The following is a 16,284-nucleotide window of genomic DNA, read 5'->3' as shown; positions in this document are numbered from 1 at the left end:
TGGATTTATGCTAAAATTTTTGCTGATAATACCGTTTTTTTTTCTGTCAGGCTGCGGGGAACATCACTGTATTAAGCCAGAAAATTTATCAGGTTTGCGTGAAAAACTAGATATAGTGTCAACAGAGCAGAAATGGGTTGATTCTGGTGTTAATATCTCAGATAGAATAAGAGTAACAGAGATTGATATAGTGCCTAGTAAGGTTAATTTTTGTCCTAAGCAGTATGCAGATTTTGCAATTGGGCCTGGGAGAAATGACGTTGCATTACCATTTGCACTTAAAAAAGGCGATACGATAAGCTTTAGTGTGATTGGAAGTAAAGTGTGTAAAGATAAAGAGAGTGAGACAAAAATCAGGTATTTGAAAATCGACGAAAAGTGTAGCGAGCAAGAAACGGAACATTTTGCACATGTTTTAAATCAAGAGAAATGCCAAGGTGGCAAGGATGGGATATGTCCTAATAAATATATAATAGGCGATGCGCAATGGTTGAGTGGAAGAGAGTACTGGTTTTCGAAGTTAGATCAAGATGAAAGAAAAAAGGAAATTGAAAATATTATTAACTCTATAAAACAAGGAGAGAATATAGATTGCAGTAAGCTTTCAGGGAGCAGTGCAAGTAAGATAGATACGCACATTTTAAATTCACTCTGTAGACGTATATGTAAATTTTCTTCTGGTCGTAGAGGCGAGGATTGCGTGTATATTGAATATAATAATATAGAAATTGAGCTATTCAATGCTTTAAATTCTAGTGGTGAATCTGTTGTTGCTGAAATTATTAGTAACGTATTAAAGGGAAAACAGGTAAAAACTGACATTACATTTCTAAAAGTTGGTATGGATAATGAAACTCTTGAACACATTCCAGGTGGTGGTTTATGTACTAGTTGTGATCATAAGATGGAGAATGACCATCAAATACCAAGTTTAACTTTTAGTCTATGTAGCAGAAATGACAAGAGCTGCTACAATACAAATGACAAAGGCGGGTTCAACATAAGAGTAACGAAGAACCATAGTCTGGAAAATAGCTTGTATATAAGTGTTTCCGATAAATTCCCTGAGCATAAGCCTGGTGAAAATCAAGCGGATATATCTGTAGATATCAGCAAAGTTCATGACATGGAAAACTTGAAAGGAAAATTAAAAGACAAAACAGGCACCATATATTACGGAATAAGAGACCATGGCTGCGATTACAAAAATGAAGGTCAATTTAGTATTAACCTAACAACTAAAGAGCCACCTACAAAAACTTTTAGTGCAATATATAATTTCTTTGATGAAAAAGTGAAAACTGCATTTTTCGGCTCTAATTATAAAGACCCTAACGCAATTCACTCTGATACTAGTCCTGTAAAGTCTCTTTACGAAAGTTTTATAAAATCAAGCAGAACAAATACCATTAGATCTACTATAATATCACTATTAGTACTATATATAATCTTATATACTCTTTATTACTTTTTTGGATTAACTCATATTTCTATATATGAGTTTTTAATTATATGCGTAAAGATAGGAATCATCGCCCAGCTATTGCAGGATAATAGCTGGGACTTTTTTTATAACAACGCATTCTCTATATTTATTAACACTCCAAAACAACTAATAGAAATAGCAAATTTTAGAGGCACTACTTCAAATGTTTTTGAGTTTCTTGATTTGCCGCTCAATAGGTTCTTGTCATCGCATTCAGTATTGTTAATAGTATCTCTTATATTTTCTGGCCCTTTGGGCATTGTATCTTTTTGCTTGGTGATTTGGGGTTTAATCACAGTGAGCTTATCTATTTCTAATGCCTTATTTTCTTTTATTACATCTATAGCAATAGTTGCGTTATTGCTTTCTTTAGCACCTATTTTTATTATTTGTCTTTTATTTGCGTATACTAGGCAGATGTTTCACAACTGGGTTAAAAATTTAGCAAGATTTGCGATTCATCCAGTAGTGCTTTTAATTTTTATATCACTGATAAGCCAGGTTATGGATTATATTGTGTATTCAGTATTTGATTTTGAGGTCTGCTCTACATGTATACTTAATATTAACTTAAAGATTTTTAACCCTTGTATTTTTTATGGTTATGCTTCCAAATATACACCTAATATTACCGCTATGATGGCTTTTGTTATTTTGGGACACGCTATGAAAGCTTTAGTTGAAGCTTCTTCGACAATATCTGACTCGTTGTTTGGTGCTTATGTAGCAAGCGAACCTGGAAGACAGTATCAACAAAGCTTAATGGGAACAGTAGGGTTAGATGAACAAAGCGTTCAAAGAAGAGAAAGAGGAGGTGCTTCTCAACAGTCAGGTACGTCAAGACCTCAAATACCACAAGGGACTCAAAGGTCAACGCCTCAGATACCACCACCAGGAAGACAGCAATGATAAGTAAAAGATCACTATTGTTGATACTGTGTCTTGCAATCACTGGTTGTAACATGGATTGTGTCGAACCTGGGTTGCAGAGCAGAAACACTAGTGTTAACGTGGATGTTCCAGTTCATAAAGCTGGTGAAGAAGTTAAAATTCATTGGGTTGATTCTGGTCAAGTAATTAGTAAGGGTGAGGAAATCAAATTCACCCTCGATGGATCAGTAAATTTTTGCCCTTTTAAAGAAGACAAAAATCCAAGGAAAGTACTTGTGCCAGCTAGCTTTTGTGCTGATGGCTCAGAACCAAATTATAGTAAAGCTGCAAATATTAACGATGTGCCTAATAATTATGGCGTTGATGAAAAAGGCGTAAATAAAAACGAATTGTGCGGTGGTAAAGGATTTGGCAGCAATAGACGTTATGTAGACACTGGAATTAAAGTAAATCCTGGTGATAAGTTAAGCTTTAGCTTAGTTCCCAGAAAAATAACAATTGATTATGACAATCCAGGAGGGAAAGGTATCAGCTTTGATGACAATTGTTATAGAGCTGAAGAAGGAGGTGAAAAAGTGTCAGAAAGTGAAATATTGAATGTTAGCAAGCAAGAGGGAGAGGAATTTTTTTGTGAGGGCAAGGATGGAAAGAGAAATAAAATAAAATTTTTACCTCTTGATAAAACAAAAGCAAAGGAAAGCAAAGTGCTAGTTGGCAATGGGTACACTCCATATGATAATAAGGTACATTTTAATAAAGGTTATGTTAAAAACAACGAACCATGGATACATGGCTCGCTGTTCGATTTACGCCGAGCTAAAATAGGATTGAATGAGTTATGTGATGGAAAAAACTGTAGTTTGGATGAGAAAAAAAAGTACAGTTCTTATGAGCTTAATTGTTACTATCAGAATACATGCTATACTAGAAAAGGTATATGGAGCTATGATTCAGGTCGAGCAGGAGAACGGAACTGTGTCTCCTCTATAAGGTATAAGAAGTACGATAAAGGAAATAAATGTGATATGTATTCTTATCTAGAAAAAATGGAAGGGAATGTTAAAGCAGGTAGTTTTACTGAAGATGATAAATCTTGGGCTGAGGCTCTTGTTGCAAAAATTGGTGATCTTGGTGATCAAGATACTGATAAAGGTATGCAATGTCTTCCAGATAATGAAGTAGGTGCAAGAAAGGATAATGTGTGTTCGCAAATTAGTGACAATTTCGAGGATTTTTCTCTGAAATTAAATAGTGACTATGCAGTAAATGACAATGTAAAATATGGTAGTAGTGTGATGCTTGCTATAGCAGATTATGGTTACTATGGAGCTAATAGGGGCGGGTACCATGTTAAAGTGACTAGATCGTGTGAATATATCAATGGTGAAAAACTGTATGTGTATTTGGGTGATAACCCGCCAGGGGATCCATCTGCTCCAAAGACTAATGATTTCAAAAAAGTAGAGCACTTAGATAAAACAAAGGATAAGGTATATTATATAATAGATGGAGGTCTTTTAACAGATGAATGCAAAGACAAAAAACCTATAACAGATGAATGCAAACCTAAGAAGATATATTTCGGCATCAATGTAAGCAACGTAGAGAAAGATGACATTACGGACAAAAATGGCAAATATTACGAAAACAATAAGTATAGTGTAACTTTATTTGTCAAAAGAAAAATTAATGATTTTATTTCATCGAATGTAAACGGGGTATTTAAATTTATAAAAGAAGAAGTAATTGGGGACAGCGTTAAAGATTCATACAAAGGATATGCAAGAGGTCTTCTTCAGGGGGTAAGAGCTTTACTTACTCTATACGTTATATTTACTGTCATTGGCTATATGCTTGGAACAATACAGCTAAGTAAATTTGATTTCATTGTAAGAATGTTCAAGATAGCATTTATAGCTTTTGCCTTTAGCGATAGAAGCTGGGAACTTTTTGGTACAACTTTATCCAGACTTTTTATAGATGGTAGCACTTATTTGGTTGATAGCTTTTCTGGCTATATAGGGGAAGGGGGGAGAAAATTTGCATTCTTAGACTTGACAGCAGGAGTATTATTCACAGCAGAAACTTGGTTAAAGTTTTTATCATTGATGCTCTCTGGTCCTTTTGGCTTTATTGCATTTTTGGCAATACTCTACGCTACTTTTATGTTCTTAAAATGCATTATTAGCGCTACGTTTAAATATGTAATATCTACTGTTCTAGTGGCGTTTTTACTGTCATTAACACCTTTATTTATCGTATTTATTCTATTTCAAAAGACTAAACCCTTGTTTGATAATTGGATAAAAACGTTGGCTCATGTTTCATTAGAACCAGTCATTTTATTTTCATTTTTATCTCTTTTAAATCAGTTGATGTATTCAGTTTTATATAACCTCACAAATTTTTCTGCATGCTATCAATGTTTAATTAGCGTAAATTTCTTATCGTATGATCTGTGCTTGATGAAATCAATACTGCCTCTTGGATACAGTCCTGGCACTAGCGTTGATGTTGCACTCAGTACCGGAGAAAGGGCTGGTGGACACTTTGCAGCATTACCTATAGACCTAATCCAGGCGTTTATATACCTCATTATTGCCGGTGCAATGGAAGCTTTTGTTTCTATATCGGAAACTATGGTACAAACACTATTTAGCTCTGGTTATGGAGTTACTGGCGGTGTTGGTACAGTTGCTAAGAGCGCATCGCAAGCTATGCTGTCAACCGTTGGCCTTGATGATAAGACCCAAAGTATGATACAGAGTATCAAGCAGAAAATGAGTAAAGATCGGGGAAAAATTGAGGCTAAATTACCTAACACGCCAAAGCAACCAGACAAAAAAGAAGATTCTAAAGGAAGTTCTGATAAAACAACGAGTGATAGACCTAAAACATTAAAACAATCAGATCAGCAAAAAAATTCTGATGAAACAATAAGAAGTGATCCTAGTGCTAAAGCTAAAAACAAGGAAGAAAATGGAGAGGAGTAAGATATAAATGATATTATGGAGTAACTAATTAAAAAGATATTTTAAGTAAAGTTTTAGAAATTTATTCTGTATTTGGAAAAAGTTTAGATATGCAATCACGTTTAGGCAAATGTTGGTTTAGGGTATTACTTCTTGCAGCTTATGTGCTGATCACAGGTTGTAGTAAAAACGATATGCCTTTTCCAAGGTGTATATCTGCTGACTATTTTGGTCCTAAACCTATTGCAGTAAGCGCTCATTTTTCAAGCGACCACGATGCGTTTATTCCAGGAGATGGAGAAGTTATTGATCCTGAAACTGGCGAAATTAATTATGGTTTTCACCATAACCAAGTGGTGAAGTGGGAGGATACCGGACTCGAAACCAATGGAGATAGTTTAAAAGTGCGAGTTAATGGTGCATGGACATCTTGGAGTAATAATAACAAGAAGGAATCTAAAAAAGGCAGTTATACCTTACAAAGCTTGGAGCAGTTAAAATATGCAACTAAATTTGAAGGTAAACAAAGTGATAATAGTTTACCTAATTTTCACTTAGTTTGTAATGATTATAAACCTAGCATACAAAAATTTTCAAGTAAGCCTAATGCAAGTTGCACTGTAAATTGCAAGTGCATTAATGAAGATGATAGTGCAAATACAGTATCACGTGGTGCTCCATGTTGGTTTACCAACGGTCATGGTGCTTATCTTTTGTTTCAAACGGGGAAAGATGATCCTAACGAAAATCTAAAGTTAATGCGCGATCCTCAATATCCTACTGTACATCTAGGTTATAACTCCACAGCAGAGGGCGACAATGGATTTTTTACTTTAGACAGAGATAACACTAAATTAAAGGACAGAAATTGTAATGAGTTGAAGTTAAAAAAGGGATGGAAAATATATGTAAAAATATTAGATAGATATTACTTAGATAATGTAGGTGGCTACTCTTTTGAGTTCTTAAGTGGAGTGCAGCAGCCAAGTAGTTTTGGGTTTTTTGATTACATTTATAACTATCTAAAATGTGTATTATTGATTAACGAAAATTGCAAAGAACATTTTAATAGCAATGATCCTGCAGTTGCACAAGCTATGTTCGAAAATATAGCTGAAAAAAGTACGAGCTTTCACAATTTTGTTCTTTCCTTGCTTGTTCTATTTGTAATGATTTCATCGCTTCTTTATCTTTTTGGCATGATACGAGAAACTAAGCATGATATGCTCATCAGAATGATGAAAATCACTCTAGTAATAGTGCTTATATCTCCTGGAAGTTTTAGATTTTTCTATGATCATTTTCTTGTTTTATTCGTTAAAGGTCTTGAACAATTGATAAGTGTAATTACTAACTTTGCTCCCAACATGAACACCGGAAGTATTGCTCAAGGAGATGAAGCTAAGTTGTTTAGCTTCATGGAGGACATGTTCAATAAATTTTTTGCTTATTCTGTTTGGAAAAAGTTTGCAGCGTTTTTACATTACCAAATGTGGGCAAGCCTTCTTATGATACCGGCAATTTTCATAGGGATTGTACTATACTTCTTGTTGTGCTTGTATGCTTACATAATATTTCTCTCTGGCTTTATGGGTATAGCTTTTCTTATAGCTATCATGCCACTGTTTCTAATTTCTATTTTATTTTCACCGCTGAAAAGTCTATTTGAAGGTTGGATAAAATTCTGCATCAGTTTTTGTTTACAATCGATTATGATATTTACTCTCTTGTCATTGTTGGCTTCAATGATAATGAACACCTTTTATAGACAACTAGGTTTTACTGTATGCTACAATAAATGGTTCGAGGTAAAGTTATGTGCTCCAAAATGGGTGTTTGGCGGTTTTTGTATCGTTGATAAGCAGTACTTTGGTTGGACCCCAGGGCAAATTTTTGTACCTTACACTCTTGGAGAAGCTTCTTCTCTTAACATAGATAAAAGTATAGAAGGTATAGAAAAGATAAGCAGAGAAGGTGGTACAATAAAATTTACTGGTGGTGCTGGATATATCCCGCTTCCACCAGATTACCCTAAAGATAAAAATGGTGAACATATAAAAGGGTTTCGTTATATAGATTATCCTTTCTTTAATCCAATTCCTGGAACTAAAGATAATCCAGCAGACCACTATATTGCAGAAAGTGATATGGTAGTTAGTAATGGCTGTAGTGAAAAAGATCTAGTGCGCTTAACAAATAGTTTATCTCATGCATCAGAGAGGGCTGACATTATATTACTGATCAACAATATAGAGAAAAGGATAGGTGATGTTAGTGAAATAATAAAACGCTACTGTCAAGATATAAATAAATGCAATAGTTATAGGGAAATAATTAATGAAATAAGATCTTTAGTGCGGAGTGCGGTAGAAAAACAAGGTTGTAGAATACTGAAACTTCATGATTTATATAAGGATCCCAACAGTGAATACTGTCAGAAATGTAAAGATTGTGAGGATTGCAAAAATTATCAAGAAAATAGCGATTACCAAAGGGTGCAAGACATACAGAGAGGTTATTTAATCAATGCAGGGGAAATCTTTATACTATTCTTGCTTTCATTTTTAATGTTCTCCTTACGCACGTTCGTACAACAAATGGGCTCAAGTATCGCTGGTGGTGGATTCAGCGTTTACAATATATCTAGTATGTATCAGGCATCGCCTTTGACTGGCATAATGGAAGGATTCAAACAGCAGTGGCAAAATTTTGCTGGTAGAGGACTTGAGTCTTTAGGCAGTTGGGCTACTCATTTACCGGATAGATTAGCCGGAGGTGCAGCTAATCTGCTGGGGAGAGTACCAAGAGTTGGAGGAGTGCTGAAATACGCTATTGATGTGCCACGTAAATTTGTAGGTGCTACTATTGAAGCAACGAAGTTTGCAACATCGCCTGAAAATGATGTTGATAAGCTCGAGGAAAAAATTTACAGGGCATTTGGAGTTGATAAGGAAGATATTACACACAGAAGGATCGGTAAATATTTAGATTATTATAAAGGATACGTAGGATCACATTTGGGCTATACAATAGAAGATGCTATGAAGTTTACTTGGGAGCATGGTCTTGACTCTATAGGAAAGCATGGCTATGATCATAACCTACTCTATAGAGCAAAAGAATATAGGCGAGATTTCTTAGAGAAGCTTCATGATTACACTATCGGCCGTAAGAGAGAACCAGAAAAAGACAATCCTGATCAATCAAATAAGGTAGAACGAGAGTTAGGCACGGAACTAGTAAGAGATAACCATGATCAGCCACTAGAAGAAGGCGACCCTCTTCGACTACGAGGGGGAGGTCAGCCAGATAAGGTAGTACGAGAACTAAGCACAGAACAAGAAGACAAGCCTAATCAACTACAGCATGATCAGCCAACAGAAGAAGATAAGCCTGATCAATCAAATGAAGTGACACGAAATTTAGGCACGGAACCAAAAGGTTCAGATGAAATTGATGATTTTGGATCTGCTTTTGAAGGTATGGAAAAACGTGCTGAAAGAGAAGGCAGAAGAAATCAAGATAAAGTTTACAACCTCTCACCACTTTTTGAAATGAACACTCCAGAAGCTGTAGAAAAACGTGCTGAAAGAGCTAGAAGAAAAGAAGAAAGAGATCGAAAAGACGAAGTTTATAATCTTAAGCCTTTATTTAAAGAACCAAAAAATCCAGAAGAGTACGTTAAGGCACTTTTTGAAATGAATACCCAGGAAGCTATAAAAAAACGTGCTGAAAGAGAGGAAAAAAGAAATCGAGAAGACAGTAAAAGGAAATTACCGGAACCAATGAGGAAACCAGATGCAAAAGGAGATGAGAAGAGGATTGAAGATGAAGACTAATAAAAATTTCAAAGGCCTTGATTATTATAAATTGCAGCAAGACAAAGATGGCAACATAAAGTTAAATGACTACGACGACATTTTAAATGCGCGTAGGGCAAGGGTAGACTTGTTGCGGGATAACACATCACTTGACAAGGATGTCAATTTTGCTAAATTGAATAAAGCTTTGAGTGAGAAATTTGTAGATAATCATAGTTTATTGTCTGAATTTGATAAGGAAGACAAAGAGATTGTACAAGAAAGGATTAAGGTGTTTAGTATTTTAGAAAGTCTTGAAGACCTTAAAAGCGTGAAAAGTGAAGATCTGTTAGAGGTTAGCTTACTGCTGTCAGATCTTAGCTTCATAGAGAGAAATGTTGTACTAAATACCGATCAGAATTCTGATCTAGCAGGATTTAAAAACCTATTTATTGAAAAAAAAGCATCTGGTGAAGAGTATAGTGAAGAAGAGTGTAGAGGCTTTCTTGATAATATAGATAAAATCAATACTATAATTAAGTTAGAGTTAGAAAGCAGAATTGAAGGGCTAAATCATGATGAAAAAAATGATCATGATGATTTACAAGATGAGATTGGTCAAGCAATTAATGCAGCAGGCAAATCAGAAAAAGATAACTGATGAGTCTTGTGTTTGTGTTTTTCTTACAAGCGACTCGATAGCTTCTCTCTATTAAACTGCTAAAGCCATATTGACATTAATCATATAGTATAAATAATTAATTATTTTGGAGCTTATTTAATATGCTACGCATCATTGCAGGCAAATATCGCGGAAGAAAAATAACTACAGGTAAGCATTTAGCTGCACGACCAACTATGAGTATTGTTCGAGAAGCAATATTTAGTATACTTTCCTCAAGAAAACCTATTTATAACTTGAATGTACTTGATTTGTTCTGCGGAAGTGGCTCTTTTTCATTTGAAGCGCTTTCTCGCGGCGCTAAACATGCATTCATGGTGGATTCAGATTATTACAATTTGCAACTGCCTAAAAAAACAGCAGAAGATTTTGGAATTACGGACAATGTTACGCTAATTTGCTGCAGTGCTAACTGCTTACCAAAACCTATTTCAAAATGCGACATAGTTTTTATAGACCCACCTTACAATAGCAATCTAGTTGAATCAACGTTGAATGGACTAGCTAACTCAGGCTGGTTAAGTGATGATGCATTGATAATTCTAGAGATTAGGAAAAACGAAGGTTTTGAGTGCAATAAAGACTTTAGTATAATCTTGGAACGTATTTACGGTATAGCAAGAATAATTTTTCTTTCTCTATCAACTTAAACTTGCATATACTTTTCATTGATGAGTTCCAGTTCTATTTTCGTCAAGTTTCCGGAGAAATTACTTATTCTGTACTGCCCTAGATCAAAATTTTTATTAAATTCAGAGTCTATTAAATATTCATGTGCTTCTTCAATAAATTTATTTTCTTTTTCTTCGTAACTGGTGTATTTTGTTGTACCATTATTATCCTCACAATAAACTAAATGTTCTTTATGATCAGCATGAATATTTTTATTTTCACAAACCTTTTCAGGATCGTGCTCAAGTACTTTTCTACCAACAATCAATAGCTTATAAGAAATTTCCTATGATTCCTTTTAAGCGAGTTTTGAATTTTTGAAATGTCATGACATTGTTGATACGGTTATCAAGAAACGATAAAGTATCCACAAAATCTTCTGAATAATCATTGATAAAAAAAAGTATCGTACTTAAGTACACTCCAGCTAATATTGCTCTTTTTGTATAGTAGTTAAAATCTGTTGATTGGTCATGAATGCCATACCAAATCGCACTAATAGTTCTGTATAAAAGTTTACTAGAAAAATATGTATTTTTTGGTGATACGGAGAATGATAAAACATTTTTTAAAAGTTCTCTATAATTCGGTAGCTTAGCATAGTTTGAAAGGTGTATTTGAATAGCTAACTTTACTCGCTCTCGCACTTTCATATCTTCTAAATTAGAATTTCTTAATTCAGCTTCCATTGAGCTATTTAAGTCCTCTGCTATGTGCTCCAAAGCGCTATATATTCCATTCTGAAATTTGCAAAAGCTATTAGCTAGATTAAGGTCAGTGCACACCTTTAATAGGGTTTCATCGCTTATCCCTTCAAATGGAATAACCCTAATTAGCTTATCTATTATTAACTTTTGTTCCACGCAACATCATACTAAACAGCATGTGTGATTGTACCTGAGATTTTCAAACATTCTACAAAATGCTTCACCACGTTCCTCGAAATTTTTCCATTGATCAAAAGAAGCACACGCGGGAGAAAGTAATATTGTTACTTCTTCTGCGCTATTTAAGGCCTCTTCAAAAGCCAATCTGAATGCATCTTCTAGATTGCAACATTTAACATAATCTACTTTATTCTCCATAACATTTGCAAAAGCTTCGGTTGATTCTCCAATAAGAAAAGCTTTTCTAACCCTTGTAAAATGCTTGCTTAATGATTCTATTCCACCTTTTTTGCTTCTTCCACCAGCGATCCAATTTATGTTTTCATAAGATAAGATCGCCTTTTCGCTCGATTTTGCATTAGTTGCTTTGCTATCGTTCACGAAAAACACATTTCTTATTTTGCCAAGCAGTTCATTCCTATGCCTCAGTCCTGAAAAGGACTTGATTCCATTGATAATAGTGTTGCTATCTACTCCAAGTACCTTACATACGGCATATGTGGCTGCTATGTTTTCTGCGTTGGATATTAGGTTTATTTTCACGTCGCTTACTGATAAGCTATGATTCTCTAGTTTTAACGAGATCTTCTGGATCCCAGTGCCCCTTTTGTCATCCAAGTAGCTGACACTGGGATCCAGATAATTTCGATCTATACCAGTAATCTGTTCACTATAATCAAGCAAATTGTTACCTGCCAATGATATTAGATCTCTTGCACCACCCTCTGTCATCTGAGTAGTTGGCAATGGTTTTTCTTTTCTGGATTCCAGCGTCACGCGCTGGAATGACATCGGGGAATATGTTACTGAGATTGGAATTTTGTCTCCAGTGAATTTGTTGAATATATCAACAGTAATCTCATTGTCACATCCTATTACGGCAACCTCACTACCGTTTATCAGTTTTAATTTAGTTGCTATGTAGTTCTCCATACTTCCATGCCTATCTATGTGATCTGGTGTAATATTGAGCAGTGCTGAAATGTCCACGTTAATTTCATTCATCAACTCCAATTGAAAAGAGGAGAGTTCGATTACATAAATTTCTGCATCTCTTTCTAGATCCAAAACAGGAACGCCTAAATTTCCACCAATAGCTACTTTTTTCCCTGCAGATTTTAATATGTGCCCTATTAGTGATGTAGTGGTTGATTTACCATTTGTTCCTGTGACGCCTATTACCTTCTGGTTCGTAGTTTTAGCTTCAAGAAATAGCTCAATGTCTGATTTTATTTTGCAATCAAATCTCCTTGCAAGTTTTACTATCCAATGTGGCTCTGTTGGCACTCCAGGGCTTAAAACCAATGCACTGATCTCATGCCAATTGTATTCCTTGGGATGAATAAAATTACATTTTTTATACATCATTTTTGCATTTGCTATTTGCTCTTCATGATCATCCCATGCATATATTCTTGCACCACTCTTTGTTAGAGCGTTAATGGCGGATAAACCAGTTTTACCAAGACCAAAAACCGCGACGTTTTGATTTTTGTATTTGTTTAGTTGCACTGCTAGATAACTTATGCGAACCATTTTATAAAGATATCGTACAAATTACAACAGACTTCTTTCGTAGGTTACAACTGTCATTCAATAGAAACAAAAAACTTACTTGACAAACTCCGCCAGCGCCCTTATCATGATAGTGAAGCTATTGTATTTGCTTTCGCCAATCTGCAGATTAAAAGGTAAGGATTACTTAATGTATCGGCGTCTTATGTTCAATTTTTTGCAGTATATAGATACTGTATGTCTTTACAAAACTTCATCTACATCTAGATTTTTATCTAAATAAGCTGAACGCGCTTATAAAGCGTTACAAGACATCAAAAAATGCCAATACTCGACAGAGATAGTAAAAGACTAGCTAACTCGGGGATTCTTTGTCTTTTTTTCTGCTTAGTAAATTTCTTAAACGTTTGCAGCATAAGTTAGTTGCAATTAAAAGCAGCTGAACTTCGCTTGTCAAGCGTTTAAAACATAAAAAACGCCAATATTTTAAAGCGGATAATAACCACGGGGCTTCTTTTGCCTTTTTTTTCATTTGGTAAATTTCTTAATGTTTATGGCTAAACGACAACCGTCATCCCGCTGCTTGTTAGCGGGATCTATGTTAAGGTATAGTAGGGGGATCTATGTTAAGAGATACCGCGAATGAATCGCGGTATGACGGTTCGTGGCGGTATAGCAGTTCGTCATCCCGCTACGTGTTAGCGGGATCTAGAGATACCGCGGCGGTATGACGTAGAGCTCGCGTTAGCTATACTTTTATGCTTACTAACTTAATAAAATTCCTGGATCCCAGTGTCTGGGCACTGGGATGACAAGAAGAAGGCACTAGGATGACAAGAAGAGGGCACTGCCGTCTTGGATGGAAACCAGTGTCAGCTACTTGCATAACACCCTTTTTTCTGGAAACCAGTGTCGGCTACTTGGATAACAAAAAATAGGCACTGGAATTGTAAAGAGTTTGCAAATATTAGTTATTACCTGTAGGATATAGAGAAATTAGTAAGGATTTTAATAGGAATAATATGCCATCTGTTACTTTTATTTTACCTGATGGGAGTAAGAAAAGCTATGAAGCTGCAGAGGGAGAAACTCTGCTCAATTTAGCCCACAGAAGTGATCCAGATCTGCTTGAAGGTGCATGTGAAGGTTCTCTTGCTTGCTCTACATGCCATGTAATTGTTGATCCAAAGTTTTATAATGCTGTAGAAATACATAACCCTATATCTGATGAGGAAAATGATATGTTAGACCTAGCTTTCGGCTTAACAGAGACATCAAGACTTGGGTGCCAAATAAAAATCACAAAAGATATCGACGGCTTGTGTGTAACCATACCAAGGGGTACAAGAAATATATCATTGGATAAACAGGGGAGTGATTAGCTATGCGTAAGATTTTTATCTATATTATCATCTCTTTACTTTTGTTTATTCCTGTAGCGTATAGTGGTTTTTGGTATTTTTCTGCATGTAAGGTAAAAAATCTTTTAGCTGAAACAATACTATACATTAACGACGAAAAATTTGATATTTCACATGATTTTAGTGGATTTCCTTCTAACCTAATTTTTCGTGTGACAAACCCAAAATTTTCCAATGAGCAATTAACCATCTCATCTGATGCTTTATTGATAAAAAATAGATTGTTTGATAAATCAGTATATATCTACATACCAAGCAATGAAGTCAATATTGCTGTTCATGGTGATGAGAAAAAGAATATAAAATGCCACACAAACGATAGCAGCCACTTTGTTGTTAGACTAAACGATTTACCATCTTCATTGCGATTCAACAAAAATAGTACCGTGATAGACTATATAGATACACTTCGTTACGAAGATTATGGATTAAAATGTGATGTTTTAGAAAATCAGCAAAGTGTTATAACTGAAGTGAATGATAAAAGCAATTACATTCAATTTCACCTCGATAAAGAACTGAGTGGAAATGCTAAGCTAGGATTTGATTTGTATACTTATCGGTATAAAAATACTGCAAGTCCTGAAAGTTACCTTAGTATCGACATTAAATTTGATTATGAATTTGTAAACGACATCTCGGCTTCCAGAATTAATTTCAATATAGAGAAATTTTTGATTCAAAGTAATAATTTTTCTTTTGCTGCAGATGGTGGGGTAAACAATTACAACTTAGTTACATATTCATTTAAAGACAAAATCAACGTGGCTATATCAAATTATAAAGAATTAATCTCGTTTATGATTGGTGACTCAAAAACTTCAGATGCGTTCGAAAAATTAGTACCTTCCTTATCAGAAAAAACAACTGATAATGGCATTCAATTTTCAATAAAGTACGATGATGATGTAGGGTCAAGCTTTATTGGAAAGTTATCCATCACTGATTTTATGAACCAACTCAGTAAAATAATCCAATTAACCAAGAATGAGAATAGTAATTAGCTTACTTTTCATATTGATATTCCACTCAGGCGTAAACGCTTTTACTCTGGATAATAAACTCAGAGATAAAAGCATGGAAAAACGAGCAACCAGTTTATTTGAAATAATAAGGTGTCCAATATGTTCTGGCGAATCATTGTCTGAATCTGGATCTCAGATCGCGTATGATATGCGAGAAGCAATTCGTAAAAAAATCAATGATGGATACACTGATGAAGAGATAATCTCAGAGTTAAAAAATTCTTACGGCAATTCAATTATAATCGTACCACCTAGCACTTACATTTTGTGGTTTATTCCACTTACAACTCTGCTTATTGGGTGTTTTTTAATACAAAGATACATCAATACAACCACTTAAACCTTTTATATATAGCTAAAGTGACTTAGGTTCTCTAATTGCACATAGGTCAACAATAATTTTCACACAAATCAAAACAGCATATCTTCTCCATAATCCTTGGTAATTTTACATAAGTGAAAAGTAGCATATGGTTCTCTCCGCGGTCTGAGATGACAATAAATTTGTCAAGCCGCATTATACTTGTTAGGCGGAAGTGGACGGCAACATGTTTACCACGAAGTCTAACTAAGTTCTTGCTTGTCCCTTCCATCGGCATTGCTATCTTTATTTTCAATAAAATTATTGTCCTATGCTCTTTTGATATTTATTGATAATAAAATTCTGTTTTATCAACCAACATCCTATGCATAATTACAGCTAATTTTCTTGCTACTGCTACAATTGCTTTTTTCATTCCTTTTTTCTTCGCAACCCCAGTTTTTTAATTTAAATGTCCTCTTGGTAACTGTAAGCATTGTTTGTGCAGCTTCATATAACATACTTCTACATTCCGCTGGTCCCATCTTTGATATGCTGCCATGCCGATCAACTTCTCCAGAAGAATATTGCCTTGGTGTCAACCCTATATACCCCAGTTGCGGATTAGCCAA

At 34.9% G+C, this 16,284-nt stretch carries 13 protein-coding genes; 8 read left to right on the top strand and 5 right to left on the bottom strand.

The window, feature by feature from the left end:
* Positions 1-7 precede the first annotated feature (7 nt).
* The 5 genes from ABL518_RS06160 (at position 8) to rsmD (ending at position 10,481) form a co-directional block, all read left to right on the top strand.
* Positions 8-2,395 (top strand): type IV secretion system protein, encoded by a 2,388-nt coding sequence (locus ABL518_RS06160; RefSeq protein ID WP_348994375.1) that lies wholly within the window; start codon positions 8-10, stop codon positions 2,393-2,395.
* Positions 2,392-5,370: a type IV secretion system protein gene (locus ABL518_RS06155; protein WP_010082420.1), complete on the top strand. Its 2,979-nt coding sequence runs from the start codon at positions 2,392-2,394 to the stop codon at positions 5,368-5,370. Before ABL518_RS06160 ends, ABL518_RS06155 begins: the two co-directional genes overlap by 4 nt.
* Positions 5,371-5,459: 89 nt before the next feature.
* Positions 5,460-9,188, top strand: coding sequence for a type IV secretion system protein (locus ABL518_RS06150; RefSeq protein WP_095742764.1), 3,729 nt, complete (start codon positions 5,460-5,462; stop codon positions 9,186-9,188).
* Positions 9,178-9,810 carry a hypothetical protein gene (locus tag ABL518_RS06145; protein WP_010082417.1) on the top strand — a complete coding sequence of 211 codons (633 nt, stop codon included), beginning with the start codon at positions 9,178-9,180 and terminating at the stop codon, positions 9,808-9,810. Before ABL518_RS06150 ends, ABL518_RS06145 begins: the two co-directional genes overlap by 11 nt.
* A 122-nt stretch (positions 9,811-9,932) precedes the next feature.
* A complete protein-coding gene (rsmD, locus tag ABL518_RS06140) occupies positions 9,933-10,481 on the top strand; it encodes a 16S rRNA (guanine(966)-N(2))-methyltransferase RsmD (protein ID WP_010082416.1) in 549 nt (182 codons plus the stop codon).
* On the opposite strand, the gene ABL518_RS06135 is transcribed toward rsmD, so the two are convergent.
* The 4 genes from ABL518_RS06135 to ABL518_RS06120 all read right to left on the bottom strand — a co-directional run bounded on the left by ABL518_RS06135 (position 10,478) and on the right by ABL518_RS06120 (position 13,791).
* Positions 10,478-10,771 (bottom strand): hypothetical protein, encoded by a 294-nt coding sequence (locus tag ABL518_RS06135; RefSeq protein WP_010082415.1) that lies wholly within the window; start codon positions 10,769-10,771, stop codon positions 10,478-10,480. The two genes, rsmD and ABL518_RS06135, sit on opposite strands and share 4 nt — an antisense overlap.
* A gap of 4 nt (positions 10,772-10,775) precedes the next feature.
* Positions 10,776-11,366, bottom strand: coding sequence for a COQ9 family protein (locus ABL518_RS06130; RefSeq protein ID WP_010082414.1), 591 nt, complete (start codon positions 11,364-11,366; stop codon positions 10,776-10,778).
* Between the two features lie 6 nt (positions 11,367-11,372).
* On the bottom strand, positions 11,373-12,926 hold the full coding sequence (locus ABL518_RS06125; RefSeq protein ID WP_010082413.1) for a Mur ligase family protein: 1,554 nt from the start codon (positions 12,924-12,926) through the stop codon (positions 11,373-11,375).
* Between the two features lie 727 nt (positions 12,927-13,653).
* Positions 13,654-13,791, bottom strand: a complete 138-nt coding sequence (locus ABL518_RS06120) for a hypothetical protein (protein WP_010962879.1) — start codon at positions 13,789-13,791, stop codon at positions 13,654-13,656.
* 136 nt (positions 13,792-13,927) lie between these two features.
* On the opposite strand from ABL518_RS06120, the gene ABL518_RS06115 reads away from it, so the two are divergent.
* The 3 genes from ABL518_RS06115 to ABL518_RS06105 are packed head-to-tail and all read left to right on the top strand — an operon-like array spanning position 13,928 to position 15,691.
* The gene (locus ABL518_RS06115; protein WP_010082412.1) at positions 13,928-14,287 is read left to right on the top strand and encodes a ferredoxin family 2Fe-2S iron-sulfur cluster binding protein; all 360 of its coding nucleotides are present in this window, start codon (positions 13,928-13,930) and stop codon (positions 14,285-14,287) included.
* A 2-nt stretch (positions 14,288-14,289) separates the two neighbouring features.
* Complete coding sequence (locus ABL518_RS06110; RefSeq protein ID WP_010962877.1) at positions 14,290-15,330, top strand: hypothetical protein; 1,041 nt, start codon at positions 14,290-14,292, stop codon at positions 15,328-15,330.
* A complete protein-coding gene (locus tag ABL518_RS06105) occupies positions 15,314-15,691 on the top strand; it encodes a cytochrome c-type biogenesis protein CcmH (RefSeq protein ID WP_010962876.1) in 378 nt (125 codons plus the stop codon). The genes ABL518_RS06110 and ABL518_RS06105 overlap by 17 nt, the downstream gene beginning before the upstream one ends.
* Before the next feature lie 344 nt (positions 15,692-16,035).
* Here the strand turns inward: ABL518_RS06105 and ABL518_RS06100 are convergent, their stop codons facing one another.
* Positions 16,036-16,254, bottom strand: coding sequence for a transposase (locus ABL518_RS06100; protein ID WP_065095234.1), 219 nt, complete (start codon positions 16,252-16,254; stop codon positions 16,036-16,038).
* Positions 16,255-16,284: the final 30 nt, after the last annotated feature.

It is taken from the genome of Wolbachia endosymbiont of Drosophila willistoni (assembly GCF_040084705.1).
In the GTDB taxonomy this organism is placed as follows: domain Bacteria; phylum Pseudomonadota; class Alphaproteobacteria; order Rickettsiales; family Anaplasmataceae; genus Wolbachia; species Wolbachia pipientis.
Note: the sequence above shows the minus strand (reverse complement) of the source record. Positions and strands in the feature narration are given on the sequence as shown.